Here is a 19,193-nt window from a genome sequence, read left to right on the forward strand (position 1 = left end):
AGCAGCTCGATATGGGCCCGTCATCCCGGAGGGCACTCTGATGAGGATCAGCAGGCCCGGCATGGCGGTGGCCGCGACCATCGATATCACCTCGGCCAACGTCCAGATCGGCGACGTCATTCAGATCGGCGGCCGGCCGCACCGCGTGGTTGACCTCGCCCAGCTTGCCGGGGGAGCGAAACAGCTCCGATTCGAGTCGGGCGAACTGTTGACCATGCACACCCGAACCAGGTTCGTCGCCCTGCGGATGCGGAGAGTGGGTGACCGCCTCCGTGACTTCTCGCCGCCACTCCATCGCCGATGACCTCCGCGTCCAGATCACGGCCGGCCGCATCAAACCGGGCGAACGCCTCCCCTCGGAAGCCCAACTCGCCACGCGCTACGAGGTCAGCACACCCACCCTCCGCAATGCCCTCGCCCTGCTCCAGGCGGAGGGCCTGGTGGAGAAGGTCCACGGCAAGGGCAACTTCGTCCGCCACCCGCTGACGAGAACAACGCACATCGGCGGCGGTCGCACATCGGCCAGAGCCCCCTTGCCGGTCACCATCCGCATGTCGAAAATCCGAGCCCTGAGCCACCTGGCCACCCTGCTGGATGTGAAGCCGGGCAGCCCCGTAACCGAGTTCCTCTGCGTGAGCCACGAAGGCAAGTCACCGCACAGCCTGGCCCGCGTCTACGTCCCCCGGGACCTGTCACCCGCCACGACACCCGACACTCCGCCCTGGCCTCAGGGAGTGGCGAGCCTGCTGACGGAGCCGCTGCCGAAGCTGGCCAAGGTCAAGGAGATCGTCCACGTCCGCCTCCCGACGCCTCCGGAAGCGGCGACCCTGAGAATCAGCATGACCCTCCCGATTCTCGCGATCACCCGTGTGGCGACGGACACGACGGGCCGGATCATCGAGGCGGCTCTCCTCACCCTCCCTGGCGACCGCACCGAGGCCGTCTTCACCACCGACCACACGACTACAGAGAGGAGAACGGAAGGATGACGCACCCCGACGAACTCCGCCTCCTCCCTTGGTCCACCCCCGACGGCAAGCCCTGCTTCCTGAGCACCGACGAACAGGGCGGCCCCTTGTCCCGCCTGGCCGACCGCGCCGAAGATACCCAACTGGCCGCTGCTGCCGAGCTGCTGGAGCACACGATGGAGCACCTCGGCGAGGTCCGGACGGAACCGAGCGCCCTCCGGCTCCTGACAGCCGATCTCACGGAGGCATTGCAGGACGTGCTCCGCATCGCGGTGAGCCGCGGCCACCGCTTGCCGGCATCTGCCCCATCCGCCCACGAGGAAGGCAAGGGCCCGCAGTTGCCAGCGGCTGCCTTCGGATAGCCGCCACACCCTCCAACCACCACCAAGCCCCGGGCCCAAAGCCCGGGGCTTTCAACACACGGCTCCGGAGGCCCCGTGCGTTCTCTGCGTTGCCGCAGGTCAGGGTCGCGCAAGCCCATGCATGCCCCCTGCCTGTCTGCGAATAGACCGTGACCGTCAGAGCTCACTCAAGGAGGATCTCCTCCGGCCTGCGGTTCGTGATCACAGTTTCCTGCCCAGCGAGTATGTGTTCAATGCACGCCGTCAGGTCGCCGCCGTGGTCGTCCCTAGCCATAGCTCTGAGTTCACGCACCAGTTCTGATCCGTTGATCAGAACGATCGGGTACTGGTCCTCGACCATCTCGGTCTGTGCGGGCTCCGAGTACGCCCCGGTAGTGACGTAGACGCCGATCCACCCTCGCCGGAGCCGCGCCACGACGCGAGCGATCTGTTCCGCGGTGACGAGCGTGTCGAGCTTCACACACTTGGCCTGCCCCAGCACCACGAGGTTCGTGCCAGCCAAGCCGCTTCCCAGATCGATGCGACCCACAAAATCGGCGCCGCCGTCTCCTGAGCGCCGCGTCAACCATCCTTCGACGTAGCTATGCCCGGATCCTCGCAGGACACGAGCCGCCACCGCGGACGCCAGGGCTTCGAAATCGTGCTTGCGGCCGTCGAAGTGCTTGTAGATCAGTTCAAGGTCGGCATGTTCACTGCTACCAGGCTTAGGCCGCTGGTCGCGAACCTTGCTGACCTTGGCACGAGCGACACGACGTCGTAGCCGTGGCAGCGCTGAGATGCCGTGCTTCACCCATTCCCGCCACGCCGTGGGCGCGAGCTGGACGGCCTCGGCGTCTGTGACGGTCTCGTCCCTACGGGCTTCGATCCACTCCCAGGCGACCTCATCGCCCTCAACTGCTAGATCGAGAAGTGCAATGTCGTAGACATAGTTCACGAACGTGGTGTGGTCACTTCCACCCCACTGAACGAGCCGTTCGGTCCGTTCAATGACACCAAGCCCGCAGAACTCAACGTGCCCCTTGGGTTGCCCGTTTCGAGAGACCGACCGGAAGAGCAGCAGTGGTGTCGCCGCGGCTCGCGCTTCGGGGGTACGACCCTGGTGGCCATCGAAGGCGTCAAGCAGGGTGGCATTGCCGGTGGTCGTGCCCGGAGCCATGCTTAGACCGGCCTTGTGATCCCCGAAGTACCGGACGTGCCCGTTGTCCATATCGAACACGTCGTGCCACGGCGTCTGTTCGGTACCTGCCTTCCAAGGGCTGGACCGGATGAAGATGGCTGGCCTGCGGGCGCCGCCGAGGGCTGAGACCTTCGCCATCCCGTTGATGCCACGCTCGAGCAACGCCCGCTTCCGCCCCGGGGAGAAGGTCACGTGGTGGAAGTTTGGGTAGCCGTCTAGCACCTGCGGTAGGGGATCCTTTCCGCTGGCGTAGCGGTAGACCTGCCCTACGCGAAACCTGTCGCCCAACAGAACCTCCGTGTCTAGTCTTTGAGGATCTTGTCACGCGGCCAGGCCGTGTCATATAGCTAGGGTGAGACTCGGCGTGCGGGGGCGGGGAGCGCTCCTTGGCGAGATCGGGTGGCCAGAAGGCGCTGGCGGAAAACAGCGTCCTCAGACAGGAAGAAGTTGAATACGGTGACAACTGAAGCGGCCAAGCTGTACATCGCGTTCCATGGTCGAGTGATCGAGCACCTTGGAATCGACATGTATCAATCCCCGGTCGCCGCAATTGCCGAACTCGTCTCGAACTCCTGGGATGCTGACGCTCGACGTGTGACGGTCAGCTTGCCGGATGACATTTCAGCAGACGCCGAGATCATAATCTCGGACACTGGGGAGGGGATGTCCCTTAAGCAGTGTCAGGATCGATACCTGAAGGTTGGCTACAATCGCCGGAAGGATCGGCAATCGGAGTTCACTGTTGGTGGCCGTCCGGTCATGGGGCGCAAGGGGATTGGAAAGTTCGCAGGATTCGGAATCGCGAATCTTGTAGTCGTCGACACAGTGAGTCGAGAGACGGGAGAGCGGACGGTTTTTAAGCTCGACGTTGCTCGCCTCACGGGAGAATCCGACGGATATGCCAGCGAAACCCGCCTCGATGTGGAGGTAGTCGATTCCTCTGGCCCGAATGAGTCCATGAGGAAGGATGGCGGCACGACCATCTATCTTCGTAATCTAACGCTCAAGAAGCGACCGAATAGTGATCAGTTTCGGTTGAGCATGGCGCGACGTTTTCTCCTGCTAGAGCGTTCGGACGAGTTTGAAGTATTGGTGGATGGCAAGCCGATCGCAGATGAGGGGGATGTGGAGAAGATTCAGTTCTCTTTCCCTGCTGACTACGCCGAGGGTGAAGCGCCGGCTGGCCTGACCCTCGACGGAGGCTGGGGAGTCGAGCGGCTCTCCAATGGAGAAAAGATTCGCTGGCAGTTTCATTTCTACCGGGACCCGATCCATGAGGAAGAGCTGGCAGGCATCTCGATCTTCAGTCATCATAAGCTCTCTCAGCGCCCCTTCTTCTTCAATCTGAGTGGCGGAATTGGAGGGCAGCAAGGTACGAGTTACCTGTCAGGTCGAATCGAGGCCGACTTCATTGATGATCAAGAGAAAGATTTGATCTCGACGGAACGGCAGCGGATCAACTGGGAGGCGGACGCGGCTCTCCCTCTGGCTGCGTGGGGTCAGGATCGAGTGAAGGCCCTTCTGAGGATCTGGCAAGATCGGCGCGCCGAGTCGAAGGTGAAGGCGATGAACGCCAGGATTGAGCCGTTCTCGCAGCGCCTCGGAAAGCTTGAGAGGCATGAGCGAAAGATTGTGAATCGCGCCTTGACATCGCTTGCCAGGGTCGCCGTAATTTCAGACGAGCAGTTCGAGGATTTGGCTAATGCCATCTTGAGCGCATGGGAAGGAGGTCGACTTCGCGACTTGATCGATGATCTCGGCCAGACCGGCGAGATGGATGCCGACGCACTTGTCAGAATTTTGATTGAATCCCGAGCGATGAACGCGCTTCATGCGGCGGAGCGCGTCAAGATCCAACTGAATCTTCTTGAAGGCCTTGAGCAGCGCATCAAGAATCGCGAACTTGAGAATGCTGTGCGAGATTACATCGCGGAGAATCCGTGGATGATCTCGCCGGAGTGGGATACTTTTAAGGTCGAGAAGAGCCTTGAAAACCTGATGAAGATGGTCGGGGACACGTCCCTTGACACTTTGGAAGGATGGAAGGGGCGAGTGGATCTGGTGCTCTGTTCTGGACATCAACTTCTTGTGATTGAATTTATGCGTCCCGGAGTAACGGCCGACTGGGATCACGTCGGCCGGTTCGAGCGCTACATTTTCTCCCTTCGAGAAGCGATAATTGCGAATCGAGGTGGAGATTTCACGTCGGTGACTGGTCTGATGGTGGCAGACAGATTGGAGAGGCCGGCAGGGTTTACTGAGAAGCTTGCTGGGCTGCGTAGGCAGGGAATGGATGCGACCGATTGGGCTGGTCTTCTCGGAAAGGCGAGGTCACAATGGCAGGAATATTTCGACATCCTTTTTGATCGAGCACCTGAGGACGGTCGAATGCAGGCGCTGGCAGGTGCAGGAACCACCTCAACCGAGTCGAGCGAGGACCAGTAGCCGGGCGTTTTGGCAGGCCGGGTCGTCTGCTGTCTAGATGACCCTCCTTCCCCGGAGGGCAGTGTGATCGGCAAACCCAGCTGAAAGACCGCTCCATGCCCGCTAGCCATGCCCCCAGCTCCCATCCCGTCTGCCGTCGGCCCACACGTATGTGGAGCGGGCGCGGTGCCGGGCGTCCAGGTGGAGCGCGCCACTGTACGAACGACCTGGACGCCCGGTGCCGTGTCTGCTCGGCTCTGCCTGGGTCGATGGCAGGCGGGATGGGAGCCCCCACCTTCACCACGGTGCGGCCGGCAGACGCCCACGACCCCCTACATCCCGGAGCCTGAGCGCCCCCGCCGGAGGCATTGCTCTGACCCGCACCTTGGGCACTCGCCCCGGCTGCCCCGGGTTCGTCACCCATCAACCTGAGCTGTTAGGCGTGCGGACGGCGGTCGGGCTGGAGCGGGGCGGAGACAGGAGCGCAGGCCCGGGCGACGGGCCGCGCGCGCCGCGCTGTGCGCGGCGGCTGCCTTGATGAAGTAGAGAAAGTCTTACCGCGGTGCCCTCAGAGGGCGATCGGCTTGTAGGCCAAGGCCCTGTCCACTGCCTTCTCGGTGGTCAGCTCGGGGTCCAGGTCCCAGAAGATGTAGTCACTGATGTGCGGGCAGGCCAAGCCTCGTTCGAGGTTGGTCAGAATCTCGTCCGAATCGCCCTCGGATGCCTCTGCGTTCATGAGGCACTGGACCAGGAGGATCGCTTCGTCACGGGGCATCCGCCCTACCGGCTGCGCCGTCACTGCTGCGCGATCAGCTGGCGGCCGTCGTGGCTCCGGACGTGGGGTCCGTTCCCGTCCAAGGCGTCCAGCAGGCGGATCGCGTAGACCTCCGCCATCCGCTCCTCGACCTCCGCGGGCGTCAGCCAGTCGACCGCGGTGGACTCGGCCGACGTTCGCTCGGTACCGCCGGCGGGCTTGCAGCGGAAGACCAGGGCGACGATGCCACGGGTGGTGTTTTTGTAGACGCCCGTGAGCTCGTCCACGTCCACGTGGATGCCGGTCTCCTCCAGGACCTCACGGGCGACGCCCGCTTCCGGGGCCTCGGTGAGTTCGAGGACGCCGCCGGGGAGTTCCCATGTGCCGTTGTCCGCTCGACGGATTGCCAGGAGGCGGCCGTCTTCGCGCACTACCGCTCCGGCTACGGACACCGAGTGGAGTGGCGTTGACTTTGCTCCAGGGCTCCCGTTACTCATGTACAGGAGCATAGGAGAGTGAATAGGACCGTGGGAACTCCAACAGGAGCCGGTAAGGCCGTACCTCGGTACGTGCAGATCGCGGACGACATCGTCCAGCAGATCCGGGGCGGTGTACTGAAGCCCGGCGACATGGTGCCCAGCGAGTCCGAACTCGTCGAGCGGTACGGGGTCGCCGGCGGGACCATTCGTAAGGCCATGGTCGAGGTGCGGGCCAGTGGGCTCGTCGAGACCCGCCACGGGAAGGGGTCGATCGTCAAGGATCGACCTCCCGTACGGCTCCGGTCCTCCGACCGTTTCCGGGCCTCGCACCGCCGCGGCGGCAAGGCGGCCTACCTCGCCGAGTCCGAGCAGTCCGGTGCCACCGCCAAGGTGAGCGTCCTCTACATCGGGCCCATGGAGGTCCCGGCGGACATCGCTGAGCGTCTCGGTGTCGACGCAGGAACGCAGGTGCTCGCTCGGCGGCGGCTGTACTTCCGGAACGGGACGCCCGTCGAGACCGCGTCCTCGTACCTGCCGTGGGACGTCGTGAAGGACATCCCCGAGCTGTTCGCCGAGAACCCCGGCCCCGGCGGCATCTATGCCCGCCTCGAAGACCAGGGCCACACGTTCGCCGAGTTCGTCGAGACGCTTCAGGCTCGGCCGGCCGCCAAGGCTGAGGCGTCGGAGCTGGCCCTCAGCCCCGGGGCCCCCGTCATCCACCTGCTTAGGGATGCCGTGACGAAGAAGGGGCGCGTCGTCGAGGTCTGCGACACGCTCATGGCCGCTGACCAGTTCGTCTTCCAGTACCGGATCCCCGCGACCGACTGACGCTCGCTCAACTCCCCACAGCCCGCTGCGGTTTCCTTCCGCGGCGGGTTGACTCATGTACAGGAGTGGTGCACTCTTCTTCATGTCACTCATGTACATGAGTGACGAAGTCCAACCTCTATAGAGGAGTGATCCACTGTGCGTCAGATCCCCGTCGACACCTCCGCCGCGACCGTGATGGTGGCCCAGCCCCCGGCCCCGAAGATCGCCAACCGCCAGACCGGCGAGATCGCCACCGACCGCGAGACCGGCGCCCCGCTGATGACGGTCGACGTCATGTTCGTCATGGACGGCAACGCCGAGATCCTGAACCTGACCGTCCCGAACACCGGCGTCTCCGACGAACTCACGATGGGCACCCCGGTCGCCCTGACCGGCGTCGTCGCCCGCCCCTGGGAGAACGAGTTCAACGGGCAGAAGCGGCACGGCATCAGCTTCCGCGCCGTCGCCGTCACCTCGCTCGCCGCCGCGAAGGTCGGCTGACCGTGACCGCCTTATCGGTCACCCTGGCCCTGGTCGCCGCGGTCGCACTGCTGCTGCGCTGGCAGCGTCCGGCCTGGTACTGGATGAGCTTCGGCATCGTCTTCGCCGTGGTGCGGATCCTCGCCCGGTACGCATCGGTCCTGGACGCCTGCGGGCTCACCGTCCCGCCCTCGCGCTGGCGCCTGGCGCTGGCCCGGATGACCGGCCGCCCCATGCCCGAGTCGCGGGCGCCCCGCATTCTGCGGCTGCGACCGACCCGAACCGGCCTCGTGCTGCGCGTGAAGCTGCGGCCCGGACAGGACGCCTTCGACTTCTCCGCCGCGTCGGACCGGTTGCGGCACTCGTTCGTCATGCAGAACGTCAGCGCCCGGGAGATCCGCTCCGGCGTGGTCGAACTGCGGATGACCGGTTACGACGTCCTCAAGCGGGTCCAGATGCCCGCGGCCACCCGTGGCGGAGTGATGCGGGTCCCGGTCGCCATGCGGGAGGACGGAGAGGTCTTATACCGCGACTACCGCCAGACCCCGCACGCCCTGAACATCGGCGCGACTCAGTCCGGGAAGTCCGTCTACCAACGCAATCTCGTCGCCGTGCTCGCCGCCCTCGATGTCGCCCTCGTCGGGATCGACTGCAAGCAGGGGGTTGAACTCGCGCCGCTCGCACGTCGGTTCACTGCCCTGGCCGACAACCCCGACGCCGCCGCCGACCTCCTCGACGCGCTCGTCGAGCACATGGGAGAGGTCTACCAACTGATCCGTCGCGAGCAGAGGTTGAGTGCAGACCTGCCGGACGCGGAGATCACCTCCGACATCTGGGACCTGCCCGATCACCTGCGGCCGACCCCGATCGTGCTCGTGGTCGACGAAGTCGCCGAACTCGCCCTCTACGCAACGAAAGAGGAAGAGCGGAGGCGCGACCGAATCGTCACCGCCCTCGTCCGGCTCGCCCAGCTCGGCCGTGCCGCCGGCATCTACCTGGAGGTCTGCGGGCAGCGCTTCGGCTCCGAGCTCGGCAAGGGCATCACGATGTTTCGCGCCCAGCTCACCGGCCGGACCGCCCACCGCGTCAACGACGAGACCTCCGCCAACATGGCCTTCGGGGACATCGCCCCGGACGCCGTGCTCGCCACGATCCAGATCCGCACCGACCGCCCCGGCACCGCTGTCGCCGGCGACTCCTCCGGCGGTTGGGTCCGTATCCGTACGCCCCACCTCACGCTCCGGCGGGCCGTGAACATCGCGAACTCCCACGCTCACCGCACGCCCGAGATTCCCGCGCTGGACGCCTTCCGGCCCGTCCTGCCGCCCCTGGGCAAAGCCGCGGAGCCCTCGACCGTCACGGCTCCCGCGATCGCCTGAATCCCCCTTCGCACCACGGCGGCGTGACCGCTTCACGCCGAGTCCCTACCCCGCCCTTGCCCGAAACCGGAAGGAGGACCCGCGATGCGTCCCATGCGCCGACCGGACGCAGTCCTCGTACAGGCCGTGATCGCCGGCGCCCTGTCCTTCGCCCACCTGCACGACCTGGCCGCGGCGGCCGGGCAGACCGGCTGGAAGGCGTGGGCCTACCCGGTCTCCGTCGACCTCCTCCTCGTCGCCGCCTGGCACCGGCTGCGGACCGCGAGGGCAGCAGGTGTACCTGCCCGCTCGGCCTGGACCTGGTTCGTAGTCGCCCTGGCCGCGTCGCTCGGCGCGAACGTCGCCACCGCCGGTCTCCTCGACCTCGGCCACGTACCCGCCTGGCTGCGCATCCTCGTCGCCGGCTGGCCCGCCCTCGCGTTCCTCGGCGGGACCCTGCTCGTCCACTCCCCCGGACAGCCGTCGACCGAGCCGACTCCCACACCCGTCCTGCCCTCCGTCGAACCAGACCCCGCACCCGAGCCGACGCCGGAAACCACCGTCGCCGTGCCTCCGGCCCTCGTCGCCCACGCCCGCAAGATCGCCGACGACCACCGGACCCGCACCGGATCCCCCATCGACGCCGACACCCTGCGCACCCGCCTCGGCGTCCCGCCCCCGATGGCCGATGCCATCGCCGCCCAGCTCGCCTGAAGGAGATCTCCTCATGGCCTCTCGCGACCGCTTCCACTCCGTGATCCGGATCGGTCCCGTGCAGATCGGCACCCACCGCGACCGCCACGGCCACACCAAGCACACCGCCGTGTGCACCGCCGACGGCTGCGGCTGGTCCGCCCCGTACTCCTCCCCCGCCGCCGCCCAGCTCGCCGCCCGCACTCACCGCTGCAAGCCCCGCTGACCCCAAAGCCCTCGAAGACCCGTAGGAGAACCGCGTCATGGACGTCCCGCTCTGGCTCGCCCTGATCGTCGTCGGCGGTCTCGGAATCAAGCTCATCCGCCCGCCCTGGTGGCTCGTCGCCGTGATCCTCCTCGGCGGCTACCTCCTCGCCGACAGCGTCCTCGCCCCGCTCATCGACCCGATCAACAAGTAGGGAGAACCGCCATGCTCCGACCCCGCATCCCGGTCAACCCGCTCCCGACCGGCATCGTCACCCCGCTCGTCCAGCCCGTCAGTACCAGCGACATCGAGCCCCACCACACCGCCGCTGCCCCGATGGTCTGCAACCAACACGCCCCGGCCCCGGTCCCGGCCCAGTCCTCCACCGCGCGCTTCACCCCGGCCGGCCTCGCCCTGGCCATCGCCGGTGGCATCAGCGCCGTCCTGGTCGTCGGCGCCGTCCTGGTCTCCATGCTGCTGGCCGTCGCCGTCACCGCCGCGTCTGTCGCCGTGTGCGCCGTCGTCCTGCGCTCGCTCCTCAACGGCCAGCACCAGCACCGCTAGCCAGGCCCCCGGGCGGCTCAACCGCCAAGTCTCCGCCGCCCGGGAGCCCCGTCCCTGCCCAGTTCGCAGAACCAGAAGGAACCGTCCCATGATGACCGACACGGCCACCTCGCCGTCGGGATTCGACACCGCCACCCTGAGCGACATGCTCCGGGTGGCCGGGTCCCCCGACTTCGACCGCTGGCGCGAGCAGATCCACCGCACCGGCGGCTGCTCCCACCCCATCCACCTCACCGGCTGGGCCCTCACCCGCGACAAAACCACCGGCGAGACCCTGCACCGCTACTCCACCGACACCGAACCGGGCGGACGCCTCCGCATCGCCTGTGGCAACCGCCGGGCCTCCCGCTGCCCCGCCTGCGCCTGGACGTACGCGGGTGACACGTACCACCTCATCCGCGCCGGCCTCGCCGGAGACGACGCCCGGGACATCCCCGCCACCGTCCGCGAACACCCCCGCGTCTTCCTCACCCTCACCGCCCCGTCCTTCGGCCCGGTCCACAACCGCCCCGGCGTCCGTCCCTGCCACTGCGGCACCCGGCACAACGAGGACGACCTCGCCCTCGGCACACCGCTCGACCCCGAGTCGTACGACTACGCCGCCGCCGTCCTCTTCAACAACCACGCCGGACAGCTCTGGCAGCGCTTCACGACCCGCCTCCGCCGGGAGATCGCCTCCACGGCTGGCCTCTCACAGAGGGAACTGAGGACCGTCACCCGGATCTCGTACGGGAAGGTCGCCGAGTTCCAGAAGCGCGGCGCCGTCCACTTCCACGCCGTCGTACGCATCGATGGCCCGGACGGCCCCGACTCGCCACCGCCGTCGTGGGCGACCACCGAACACCTCACCGACGCCCTCCGCGCCGCCGCGACCCACGCGTACACGGCCGTCACCGTCCCCGCCGCCGGCGAGCAGCCCGCCCGCCGCCTCCGCTGGGGCGCCCAGCTCGACGTCCGCCCCGTGAAGGCCTTCGGCGACGGCTCCGACATCACCGAACAGGCCGTGGCCTCCTACATCGCCAAGTACGCCACCAAGGCCGCGGAGACCACCGGCAGCCTCGACCGCCGTATCGGCAACCGCGAAGCCTTGTTCCTCCTCGGCGTCCCCGATCACACCCGGCGCCTCGTCGAAGCCTGCCTCGACCTCGATCCCGTCTACCCGGACCGCCGCCTCTCCGCCTGGGCCCACATGCTCGGCTTCCGCGGCCACTTCTCCACCAAGTCCCGCCAGTACTCCACCACCCTGACCGAACTCCGCCAGACCCGCGCCGACTACCGCGCCACCCAGGAGCGGACCGCCCGCGGCCTCGACGACATCGCCCCGGACACCGTCCTCGTCCTCGCCTCCTGGACGTACGCCGGACAGGGCCACTCCCCCGGCGAGGCCGCCCTCGCCGCCACCATCGCCCGGGACATCCAGCTCAACCGCGAGACCGCCCGCGACGCCCTCCGCGACTGCCCCACGCCGGAAGGAGCCGCAGCATGAGCGCCGCCACTGCGGAGCTGCTGACCGTTCCCGAGGCAATGGCTCAGCTCAAGCTCGGGCGTTCGACCGTCTACGACCTCATCCGCTCGCGCCGCCTGACCTCCATCACGGTCGGCCGAGCTCGGCGCATCCCCGCCGATGCCGTACGGGACTTCGTGCGCCGTTCGGTCGAGGAGGCGGCGTAGTGGCGCGGCGACGCCCCAACGGAGGGGGCACCGTCACCAAGCGGTCGGACGGCCGCTATCAGGCCGCCGTGTACGTCCCGCAGCCGGATGGGACGAGGAAGCGGAAGTTCGTCTACGGCGCCGACTACGACGAGTGCGACCGCAAGCGGCGGGAGCTTCTCGACCGGGCGCAGAACGGCGTCCCCACGCCGACGCGCGACATGACGTTAAGTCAGTGGTTCGACTACTGGTTGGCCTGCGTCGTGGAGCCCCATCTGTCGGCTGGCACCTTCAAGGTGTACTCCAACGCCGTCCGTCTTCACCTCCGTCCCCGTCTCGGCTCCACGGTCATGCTCAAGCTCGGCGTAAGGGACCTCAGGGCGGCCATCAAACGGCTGGCGGAGGAGAAGAGCTCCAAGACCGCACGCCACGCCTTACGGGTCCTCTCGGCGTCGCTGACGGCCGCGATGACCGAGGACATCGGACTGACCCGCAACGTGGCCAAGGTGGTCACCGTGCGCGCCACGACCGACAGCGGGAAGAGCTGGAGCGCCGTCGAGGTCCTTCGCTTCCTGGCCGAGGCCCGACAGCGCACGGTCTACTACCCCGCGCTCCTGCTGATGTGCCTGCTCGGTCTCCGGCGGGCGGAGGTCTGCGGGCTCCGGTGGGAGAATGTCGACCTGGAGAACCGGGTCATCTGGATCGAGCAACAGCGGCAGCGCTCCGGACCCGGAACGATCGACGTGGACCTGAAGACGGACACCTCGAAGGCGCCTCTGCCCCTGCCCGCGCAGTGCATCGCTCCGCTGCGGTGGACCCGGATGCGTACAGCCCTCCTTCGCGAACGTGCCCTCGCCAAGGGTCGGCCGTGGTGGAACGACCCCGACCGCCACGTCTTCGTGACGCGCACCGGGCAGCCGCTTCAGGCCGAGTGTCTCTATCAGACCCTGCGGCGGGCGGCCGAGAGTGCCGGACTCGGGAAGATGAATCCCAAGGGGCTGCGGAAGTCCTGCGGCACGCTCCTGGTCCATCTCCGCGTGCACCCGAGGATCATCAAGGCGATCTTGCGGCACAGCCGGATCGCGACGACGCTCGACATCTACGCGGAGGCGCTCGACCCGGATGTGATCGCCGCCGTCGGTCAGCTCGACCGGCTGTTGCGTCAGCCGGCCACGCTCCGGCGGCTCGCCGACTCGGTCACGGACGCCGAAATCCTCGACTGATGTCAGAGATGGATGTCACGGCCCCTTCGCTCGCGGGTACCCGCTGGTGGAGGGGTCGCCGTCGTTGGTCGCTCCGACAACATCCCATTTCCGTATCAGTCTCCAGGCGGCTGGTGAGATACCTCACTGACCTGCGATGACGAGCGCGATCGCCCACCGTTCACCGCCGGTGCCCCTACGTGTCGGCCCGGCGCGGACCTCATCCCCGTGACCCCCGTGGTCGCCCCGAACCGTACCGCGCGTCCCCCGCCGCGGCCCACGGGGAGGACGCGGCCCGGTCGGCGGCCCGCCCCGCGCGGCCCACGGCCCCGGCCCGGCGGGCCGGGCGTCAGGGCAACCGGTGGGGCCGGGCCCGCCCGTGGAAGGGCCCCGCGTGGCACGATGGCTCCCGGCCCTCGTCGCACCCGGCGGAAGGCCGCAGAGACCGAGCCGGTTCGCCGATCCGGCCCCGCGACCATTCCTCGAGGTGGACGACCGTGAACGACACTCCGGGCTGGACCTCGCCCGGATCTGCTTCCCCCGACGGCCAGGACGGCTCCGGCGTTCCCCGCCCCGCCTCTCCCGCCGACGCGAACGGCTCCGCCCCGCAGTGGTCCAAGGATCAGCCTCCCGCCGGCCAGTGGCAGCCGCCGACCGCCCCGGCGCCCGGCATCCCGGCCCCGGCCCGCGCGCAGTCCGGCCCCGGCTGGGGCAGCGGCGGCCACCACCCGCAGTGGGGCCCCGCGCCGGCCGCGAAGCCGGGAGTGATCCCGCTCCGCCCGCTCACCATGGGCGAGATCCTCGACGGCGCCGTCACCACCATGCGCCGCTACTGGCAGGTCGTCCTGACCATCTCGGTCACGGTCGCCGTGATCAGCCAGGTCGCCGACATCCTCTCGCAGCGCTATCTCGTGCCGGGCACGCCGAAGGTGGACGCGGACGCGAGCCCCGCCGAGCAGCTCTCGCAGACCGCCGACGCCGTCCAGAGCACCATGACCGGCATGGTCCCGGCCATCCTGATCGCCCTGATCGCCACCCTGGTGTGCGCCGCGCTGCTCACCGTGGTCATCAGCCGCGCCGTCCTCGGCCGGCCCGTCACCCTCGGCGCCGCCTGGCAGGAGGCACGCCCCCGGGTGCTCCCGCTGATCGGACTCACCCTGCTGCTGGCGGCGATGAGCGTCGCCGTCTCGGTCATCGGCATGCTGCCGGGCATCCTCGCCGGCAGCGGCCCCCTGGCCGTCACCGGCTTCCTGGCCGGCATCGTCGTGGTGGTCTGGCTGGGCGTCCGCTTCAGCCTCGCCTCCCCGGCGCTGATGCTGGAGCGTCAGGGCGTGTTCAAGTCCATGGCCCGCTCGGCCAAGCTGGTCCAGGGCTCCTGGTGGCGCATCTTCGGCATCACGCTCCTCACCCAGCTGCTGATCTTCGTCTTCTCGATGATCGTCGCGATCCCGTTCACCCTGATCGCGATGCTCCTCAGCCCCGAGGGCATCGGCGGCCTCCTCTCGGGCACCAGCCCCGAGAACAGCTGGACGTTCCTGATCGCCACCGGCATCGGCGGAGTGATCATCGGCGCGGTCACCTACCCGATCTCCGCCGGTGTCACCGCCCTGCTCTACGTCGACCAGCGCATCCGCCGCGAAGCCCTGGACCTGGAACTCGCACGGGCCGCCGGCCTCCCCGGCTACGGAGGCTGACGGAGTGACGGTCACGGGGGGAGCGACCGACGGCATACCGCTGGGCATCCCGCGCGTCCCCGCCCAGGAGGCGGCCGAGCGGGAACTGTCCAAGCCGATGTACCACGAGAACGACCCGAACCTTCTCCAGCGCGGCCTCAACCGCTTCTGGGACTGGGTCGGGAACCTCTTCGACTCGGTTTCCGGGGTCACCCCCGGCGGTGTCGTCGGCGTCGTGGCCGTCATCCTCATCGCACTCGCCGTGCTCGGCGCCCTGTGGTGGCGCCTCGGCACCCCCCACCGCACACCCTCCGGCGGCACCCGCGACTCCCTCTTCGACGAGGGCCCCCGCACCGCCGCCGAGCACCGCGCCGCGGCGGACCGGCACGCCGCCGCCGGCCAGTGGAACCAGGCCGTCCAGGAGCGGATGCGGGCCGTCGTCCGCTCCCTGGAGGAACGCGCCCTGCTCGACCCCCGCCCCGGCCGCACCGCCGACGAGGCCGCCGCGGAAGCCGGCCGGTCCCTGCCGTCCCACGCCGACGGACTGCGCTCCGCCGCCCGCGCCTTCGACGACGTCACATACGGCGGACGCACCGCCGACGAGGCCGCGTACCGACGCGTCGAACAGCTCGACACCGCCGTGGAGCGGACCAAGCCCGTCCTCGAACCGGTCGCCGCGGCCACCGCCTTCACGGAGGCCCCGCGATGACCCGGCCGGCCACCAGCACCACCTCGACCTCGCTCAGCCCCCGCGGGCTCTGGGCCCGCGCGCGCGGCACCCTGCTGCTCCTCGCCCTGGTCCTGACCGGCGGCGTCATCCTCGCGACGATGCAGTCGTCCCAGCACCACGGCCGCCTCGACCCCCGCTCGGCCGACCCCTTCGGCAGCCGCGCCCTCGCCGAACTCCTCAAGGCCCAGGGCGTCACCGTCGACGTGGCCACCACCGTCACCGAGGCCACCGCCGCCACCGGCCCGGACACCACCCTCCTCGTCGCCACCCCGGACCTGCTCACCGACGACCAGCGGTCCCGCCTCCACCAGGCGATGAAGCGCTCGTCCGGCCGCACCGTCCTCCTCGCCTCCGGCACCGCCTCCCTCACCACCCTGGTCCCCGAGGTCACGGCCGACGCCGACAGCCCCGTCTCGGCCCTGGACCCGGCCTGCACCCTGCCCGCGGCCGCCAGCGCGGGCCGCGTGGACCTCGGCGGCGAGCGGTACGTCACCGACGGCACCACCGCCGACAGCTGCTACTACGCCGACGGCCTGCCGACCCTGGTCCGCCTCCCCGGCCAGGGCACCGCCGACACCGTCCTCCTCGGCTCCCCCGAACTCCTCTACAACAAGCGGCTCGACAAACAAGGCAACGCCTCCCTCGCCCTGCAACTCCTCGGCTCCCGCACCCATCTCGTCTGGTACCTCCCCTCACTCACCGACGCCCCCGCCGAGGACACCGGCGACGGCTTCCTCGGCCTCATCCCCTCCGGCTGGCTCTGGGGCACCCTCCAGCTCGCCGTCGCGGCCGTACTCGCCGCCCTGTGGCGAGCCCGCCGCTTCGGCCCCCTCGTCGCCGAACGCCTCCCGGTCGCCGTCCGCGCCTCCGAGGCCACCGAAGGCCGCGCCCGCCTCTACCGCAAGACAGACGCCCGCGACCGCGCCGCCACCGTGCTGCGCACCGCGACCCGCACCCGGCTCGCGCCCCTCCTCGGCGTCCCCGCCCAGGACGCCCACGCGGCCGAACTCCTCCTCCCCGCACTCTCCGCCCGCGTTCCCACGACCGGCGCGGACCCCCGGAACCTCCTCTTCGGCACGGCTCCCGCCGACGACGCCGCCCTCATCCGCCTGGCGGACCAACTCGACGCCCTCGAAAGAGAGGTACGCACCTCATGAGCGCCCCGACCCCCGAGACCGATACGACCTCGGACGCCGCACGCGCCTCCCTGGAGGCCCTGCGCACCGAGATCGGAAAGGCCGTGGTCGGCCAGGACCCCGCCGTCACCGGTCTCGTCGTCGCCCTGCTCTGCCGTGGGCACGTCCTCCTCGAAGGCGTCCCCGGTGTCGCGAAGACCCTCCTCGTCCGGGCGCTCGCCTCCTCCCTCGAACTCGACACCAAGCGCGTCCAGTTCACCCCCGACCTGATGCCGGCCGACATCACCGGCTCGCTGGTCTACGACAGCCGGACCGCCGAGTTCTCCTTCCAGCCCGGCCCGGTCTTCACCAACCTGCTGCTCGCGGACGAGATCAACCGGACCCCTCCGAAGACCCAGTCCTCGCTCCTGGAGGCCATGGAGGAGCGCCAGGTCACCGTGGACGGTGTGCCCCGCCCGCTGCCCGAGCCCTTCCTGGTCGCCGCGACGCAGAACCCCGTCGAATACGAGGGCACCTATCCGCTGCCCGAGGCCCAACTCGACCGCTTCCTGCTGAAGCTGACGGTGCCCCTGCCCTCACGCGAGGACGAGATCAGCGTCCTGACCCGCCACGCCGGGGGCTTCGACCCGCGCGACCTGAAGGCCGCGGGAGTCCGCCCGGTCGCCGGCCCCGCCGAACTCGAAGCCGCCCGCGAGGCCGTGGCCAAGGTGGCGGTCTCCCCCGAGATCGCCGGCTATGTCGTCGATATCTGCCGTGCCACGCGTGAATCCCCCTCGCTCGTCCTCGGTGTCTCCCCCCGAGGAGCCACCGCCCTGCTCTCCACGGCCCGTGCCTGGGCCTGGCTCACCGGCCGGGACTACGTCACCCCGGACGATGTGAAGGCCCTGGCCCTGCCGACCCTCCGCCACCGCGTCCAACTGCGGCCCGAGGCCGAGATGGAGGGAGTCACCTCCGACTCCGTCATCCACTCGATCCTCGCCCACGTCCCCGTACCCCGCTGAGAACGGCGCCCCATGGCCCTCACCGGACGAACGGCACTGCTCGCCGCCATCGGATCGCTGCCCGTGGGCATCCTCGCCCCCAGTTGGACGGGGATGCTCGCGGTGAACGCGCCCCTCTCCCTCGCAATTCTGTGCGACTACGCGTTGGCCGCGCCAGTGCGAACGCTCCAGTTCACTCGAAGTGGTGATACAAGCGTTCGACTTGGTGACGCCGCGAAGGTGCAGCTCACGGTCACCAACCGGTCCCGGCGCCGCCTGCGCGCCCAGCTCCGCGACGCCTGGCCGCCGAGCAGCACCCAGAACCCCGCACGCCAGAAACTCACCGTCCCGGCCGGCGAACGCCGCCGCTTCGGCACCGTGCTGCGCCCAAGCCGCCGCGGCGACCACCGCGCCGAGCGCGTCACCGTCCGCTCGTACGGCCCGCTCGGCCTCGTCGCCCGCCAAGGCAGCCACGAGGTGCCCTGGGCGGTCCGCGTGCTGCCGCCGTTCGCCAGCCGCAAGCACCTGCCCTCGCGCCTGGCCCGGCTGCGCGAACTCGACGGCCGCACCAGCGTTCTGACACGCGGCCAGGGCACCGAGTTCGACAGCCTCCGCGAGTACGTACCCGGCGACGACACCCGCTCCATCGACTGGCGGGCCACCGCCCGAGGTACCACCGTCGCCGTCCGCACCTGGCGGCCCGAGCGGGACCGGCACATCCTCGTCGTCCTCGACACCGGCCGCACCTCGGCCGGCCGCGTCGGCGACGTCCCGCGCCTCGACGCCTCGATGGACGCCGCCCTCCTCCTGACCGCCCTGGCCTCCCGCGCCGGCGACCGCGTGGACCTGCTGGCCTACGACCGCCGCCTCCGGGCCCAGGTCCAGGGCCGCTCCGCGAACGACGTGCTGCCCGCCGTGGTCGACGCCCTGGCCCCGCTCGAACCCGAACTCGTCGAGACCGACGCCCGCGGCCTGGCCGCCACCGCCCTCGCGCGTGCGCCCCGCCGCTCGCTGATCGTCCTGCTCACCGGCCTGGACGCGGCCCCGATCGAGGAGGGCCTCCTCCCCGTCCTGCCGCAGCTCACACAGCGCCACACGGTCCTCGTCGCCTCGGTAGCCGACCCGCACATCGCCCGCATGGCGGCGTCCCGGGGCACGATCGAGGGCGTCTACGAGGCCGCCGCCGCCACCCAGGCCCAAGCGCAGCGCCTCCGCACCGCGGAAAAGCTCGAACGCCATGGCGTCACCGTCGTGGACGCGACCCCGGACAACCTGGCCCCCGCCCTGGCGGACGCCTACCTGTCGCTGAAGGCGGCCGGCCGCCTCTGAAGCAGCTGCCAGGAGAGAGGCGGGCTCCCGAAAGCGGTCCGGGAGCCAGCCGAACTCGTCGCCTCCTCCGGCCCCTGAACGCAGAAAAGCCCCGCACCATAAGGTGCGGGGCTTTCCCACAATGATTGTTCGGCGGCGTCCTACTCTCCCACAGGGTCCCCCCTGCAGTACCATCGGCGCTGAAAGGCTTAGCTTCCGGGTTCGGAATGTAACCGGGCG

The 19,193-nt window shown here is 69.1% G+C and carries 22 protein-coding genes and 1 rRNA gene; 19 read left to right on the forward strand and 4 right to left on the reverse strand.

Features of this window, described 5'->3' with window-relative positions:
• Window positions 1-40: 40 nt before the first annotated feature.
• The 3 genes from ACZ6J5_RS07385 to ACZ6J5_RS07395 are packed head-to-tail and all read left to right on the forward strand — an operon-like array spanning window position 41 to window position 1,330.
• Window positions 41-304 (forward strand): hypothetical protein, encoded by a 264-nt coding sequence (locus ACZ6J5_RS07385; RefSeq protein ID WP_469388597.1) that lies wholly within the window; start codon window positions 41-43, stop codon window positions 302-304.
• Window positions 261-989, forward strand: coding sequence for a GntR family transcriptional regulator (locus tag ACZ6J5_RS07390; protein WP_469388599.1), 729 nt, complete (start codon window positions 261-263; stop codon window positions 987-989). The genes ACZ6J5_RS07385 and ACZ6J5_RS07390 overlap by 44 nt, the downstream gene beginning before the upstream one ends.
• Complete coding sequence (locus ACZ6J5_RS07395) at window positions 986-1,330, forward strand: hypothetical protein (protein WP_469388601.1); 345 nt, start codon at window positions 986-988, stop codon at window positions 1,328-1,330. The genes ACZ6J5_RS07390 and ACZ6J5_RS07395 overlap by 4 nt, the downstream gene beginning before the upstream one ends.
• A 163-nt stretch (window positions 1,331-1,493) precedes the next feature.
• Here ACZ6J5_RS07395 and ACZ6J5_RS07400 read toward each other — a convergent pair whose 3' ends face one another.
• Window positions 1,494-2,795, reverse strand: a complete 1,302-nt coding sequence (locus ACZ6J5_RS07400) for a restriction endonuclease (RefSeq protein WP_469388603.1) — start codon at window positions 2,793-2,795, stop codon at window positions 1,494-1,496.
• A 168-nt stretch (window positions 2,796-2,963) separates the two neighbouring features.
• Here ACZ6J5_RS07400 and ACZ6J5_RS07405 point away from each other — a divergent pair, with 168 nt between their 5' ends.
• Window positions 2,964-4,952, forward strand: a complete 1,989-nt coding sequence (locus tag ACZ6J5_RS07405) for an ATP-binding protein (RefSeq protein WP_469388605.1) — start codon at window positions 2,964-2,966, stop codon at window positions 4,950-4,952.
• 547 nt (window positions 4,953-5,499) lie between these two features.
• Here ACZ6J5_RS07405 and ACZ6J5_RS07410 read toward each other — a convergent pair.
• Together ACZ6J5_RS07410 and ACZ6J5_RS07415 are read right to left on the reverse strand one after the other, a co-directional pair.
• Window positions 5,500-5,730 carry an e9imm peptide gene (locus ACZ6J5_RS07410; protein ID WP_469388608.1) on the reverse strand — a complete coding sequence of 77 codons (231 nt, stop codon included), beginning with the start codon at window positions 5,728-5,730 and terminating at the stop codon, window positions 5,500-5,502.
• Window positions 5,727-6,194, reverse strand: coding sequence for an NUDIX hydrolase (locus ACZ6J5_RS07415; protein WP_469388610.1), 468 nt, complete (start codon window positions 6,192-6,194; stop codon window positions 5,727-5,729). Before ACZ6J5_RS07415 ends, ACZ6J5_RS07410 begins: the two co-directional genes overlap by 4 nt.
• Window positions 6,195-6,254: 60 nt before the next feature.
• On the opposite strand from ACZ6J5_RS07415, the gene ACZ6J5_RS07420 reads away from it, so the two are divergent.
• The 15 genes from ACZ6J5_RS07420 (at window position 6,255) to ACZ6J5_RS07490 (ending at window position 18,974) form a co-directional block, all read left to right on the forward strand.
• On the forward strand, window positions 6,255-6,992 hold the full coding sequence (locus ACZ6J5_RS07420) for a GntR family transcriptional regulator (protein WP_469388612.1): 738 nt from the start codon (window positions 6,255-6,257) through the stop codon (window positions 6,990-6,992).
• 138 nt (window positions 6,993-7,130) lie between these two features.
• Window positions 7,131-7,475, forward strand: a complete 345-nt coding sequence (locus ACZ6J5_RS07425) for an SCO3933 family regulatory protein (protein WP_469388614.1) — start codon at window positions 7,131-7,133, stop codon at window positions 7,473-7,475.
• Window positions 7,476-7,477: 2 nt separating this feature from the next.
• Entirely contained in the window at window positions 7,478-8,833 is a 1,356-nt protein-coding gene (locus ACZ6J5_RS07430; protein ID WP_469388616.1) for an FtsK/SpoIIIE domain-containing protein, read from the forward strand.
• An 84-nt stretch (window positions 8,834-8,917) separates the two neighbouring features.
• A complete protein-coding gene (locus ACZ6J5_RS07435) occupies window positions 8,918-9,526 on the forward strand; it encodes a DUF2637 domain-containing protein (RefSeq protein WP_469388619.1) in 609 nt (202 codons plus the stop codon).
• A gap of 13 nt (window positions 9,527-9,539) precedes the next feature.
• Window positions 9,540-9,731 carry a mobile element transfer protein gene (locus ACZ6J5_RS07440; protein WP_469388621.1) on the forward strand — a complete coding sequence of 64 codons (192 nt, stop codon included), beginning with the start codon at window positions 9,540-9,542 and terminating at the stop codon, window positions 9,729-9,731.
• Window positions 9,732-9,768: 37 nt separating this feature from the next.
• Window positions 9,769-9,924 (forward strand): hypothetical protein, encoded by a 156-nt coding sequence (locus tag ACZ6J5_RS07445; protein ID WP_469388623.1) that lies wholly within the window; start codon window positions 9,769-9,771, stop codon window positions 9,922-9,924.
• 11 nt (window positions 9,925-9,935) lie between these two features.
• A complete protein-coding gene (locus ACZ6J5_RS07450; protein ID WP_469388625.1) occupies window positions 9,936-10,274 on the forward strand; it encodes a SpdD-like protein in 339 nt (112 codons plus the stop codon).
• Window positions 10,275-10,365: 91 nt separating this feature from the next.
• On the forward strand, window positions 10,366-11,760 hold the full coding sequence (gene repSA / locus ACZ6J5_RS07455; RefSeq protein ID WP_469388678.1) for a replication initiator protein RepSA: 1,395 nt from the start codon (window positions 10,366-10,368) through the stop codon (window positions 11,758-11,760).
• Complete coding sequence (locus ACZ6J5_RS07460) at window positions 11,757-11,945, forward strand: helix-turn-helix domain-containing protein (RefSeq protein ID WP_469388628.1); 189 nt, start codon at window positions 11,757-11,759, stop codon at window positions 11,943-11,945. The genes repSA and ACZ6J5_RS07460 overlap by 4 nt, the downstream gene beginning before the upstream one ends.
• Window positions 11,945-13,147, forward strand: a complete 1,203-nt coding sequence (locus tag ACZ6J5_RS07465; RefSeq protein ID WP_469388629.1) for a tyrosine-type recombinase/integrase — start codon at window positions 11,945-11,947, stop codon at window positions 13,145-13,147. The genes ACZ6J5_RS07460 and ACZ6J5_RS07465 overlap by 1 nt, the downstream gene beginning before the upstream one ends.
• Window positions 13,148-13,623: 476 nt before the next feature.
• Window positions 13,624-14,820, forward strand: coding sequence for a hypothetical protein (locus ACZ6J5_RS07470; RefSeq protein ID WP_469388632.1), 1,197 nt, complete (start codon window positions 13,624-13,626; stop codon window positions 14,818-14,820).
• A 4-nt stretch (window positions 14,821-14,824) separates the two neighbouring features.
• Window positions 14,825-15,508, forward strand: coding sequence for a DUF4129 domain-containing protein (locus tag ACZ6J5_RS07475; RefSeq protein ID WP_469388634.1), 684 nt, complete (start codon window positions 14,825-14,827; stop codon window positions 15,506-15,508).
• A complete protein-coding gene (locus tag ACZ6J5_RS07480) occupies window positions 15,505-16,686 on the forward strand; it encodes a DUF4350 domain-containing protein (RefSeq protein WP_469388636.1) in 1,182 nt (393 codons plus the stop codon). Before ACZ6J5_RS07475 ends, ACZ6J5_RS07480 begins: the two co-directional genes overlap by 4 nt.
• Window positions 16,683-17,666: an AAA family ATPase gene (locus ACZ6J5_RS07485; protein WP_469388639.1), complete on the forward strand. Its 984-nt coding sequence runs from the start codon at window positions 16,683-16,685 to the stop codon at window positions 17,664-17,666. Before ACZ6J5_RS07480 ends, ACZ6J5_RS07485 begins: the two co-directional genes overlap by 4 nt.
• Window positions 17,667-17,678: 12 nt before the next feature.
• Window positions 17,679-18,974 (forward strand): DUF58 domain-containing protein, encoded by a 1,296-nt coding sequence (locus tag ACZ6J5_RS07490; protein WP_469388640.1) that lies wholly within the window; start codon window positions 17,679-17,681, stop codon window positions 18,972-18,974.
• A gap of 127 nt (window positions 18,975-19,101) precedes the next feature.
• Here ACZ6J5_RS07490 and rrf read toward each other — a convergent pair.
• A 5S ribosomal RNA gene (rrf, locus tag ACZ6J5_RS07495) occupies window positions 19,102-19,193 on the reverse strand; the annotation flags it as partial.

The organism is Streptomyces sp. NPDC042100 (genome assembly GCF_055582325.1).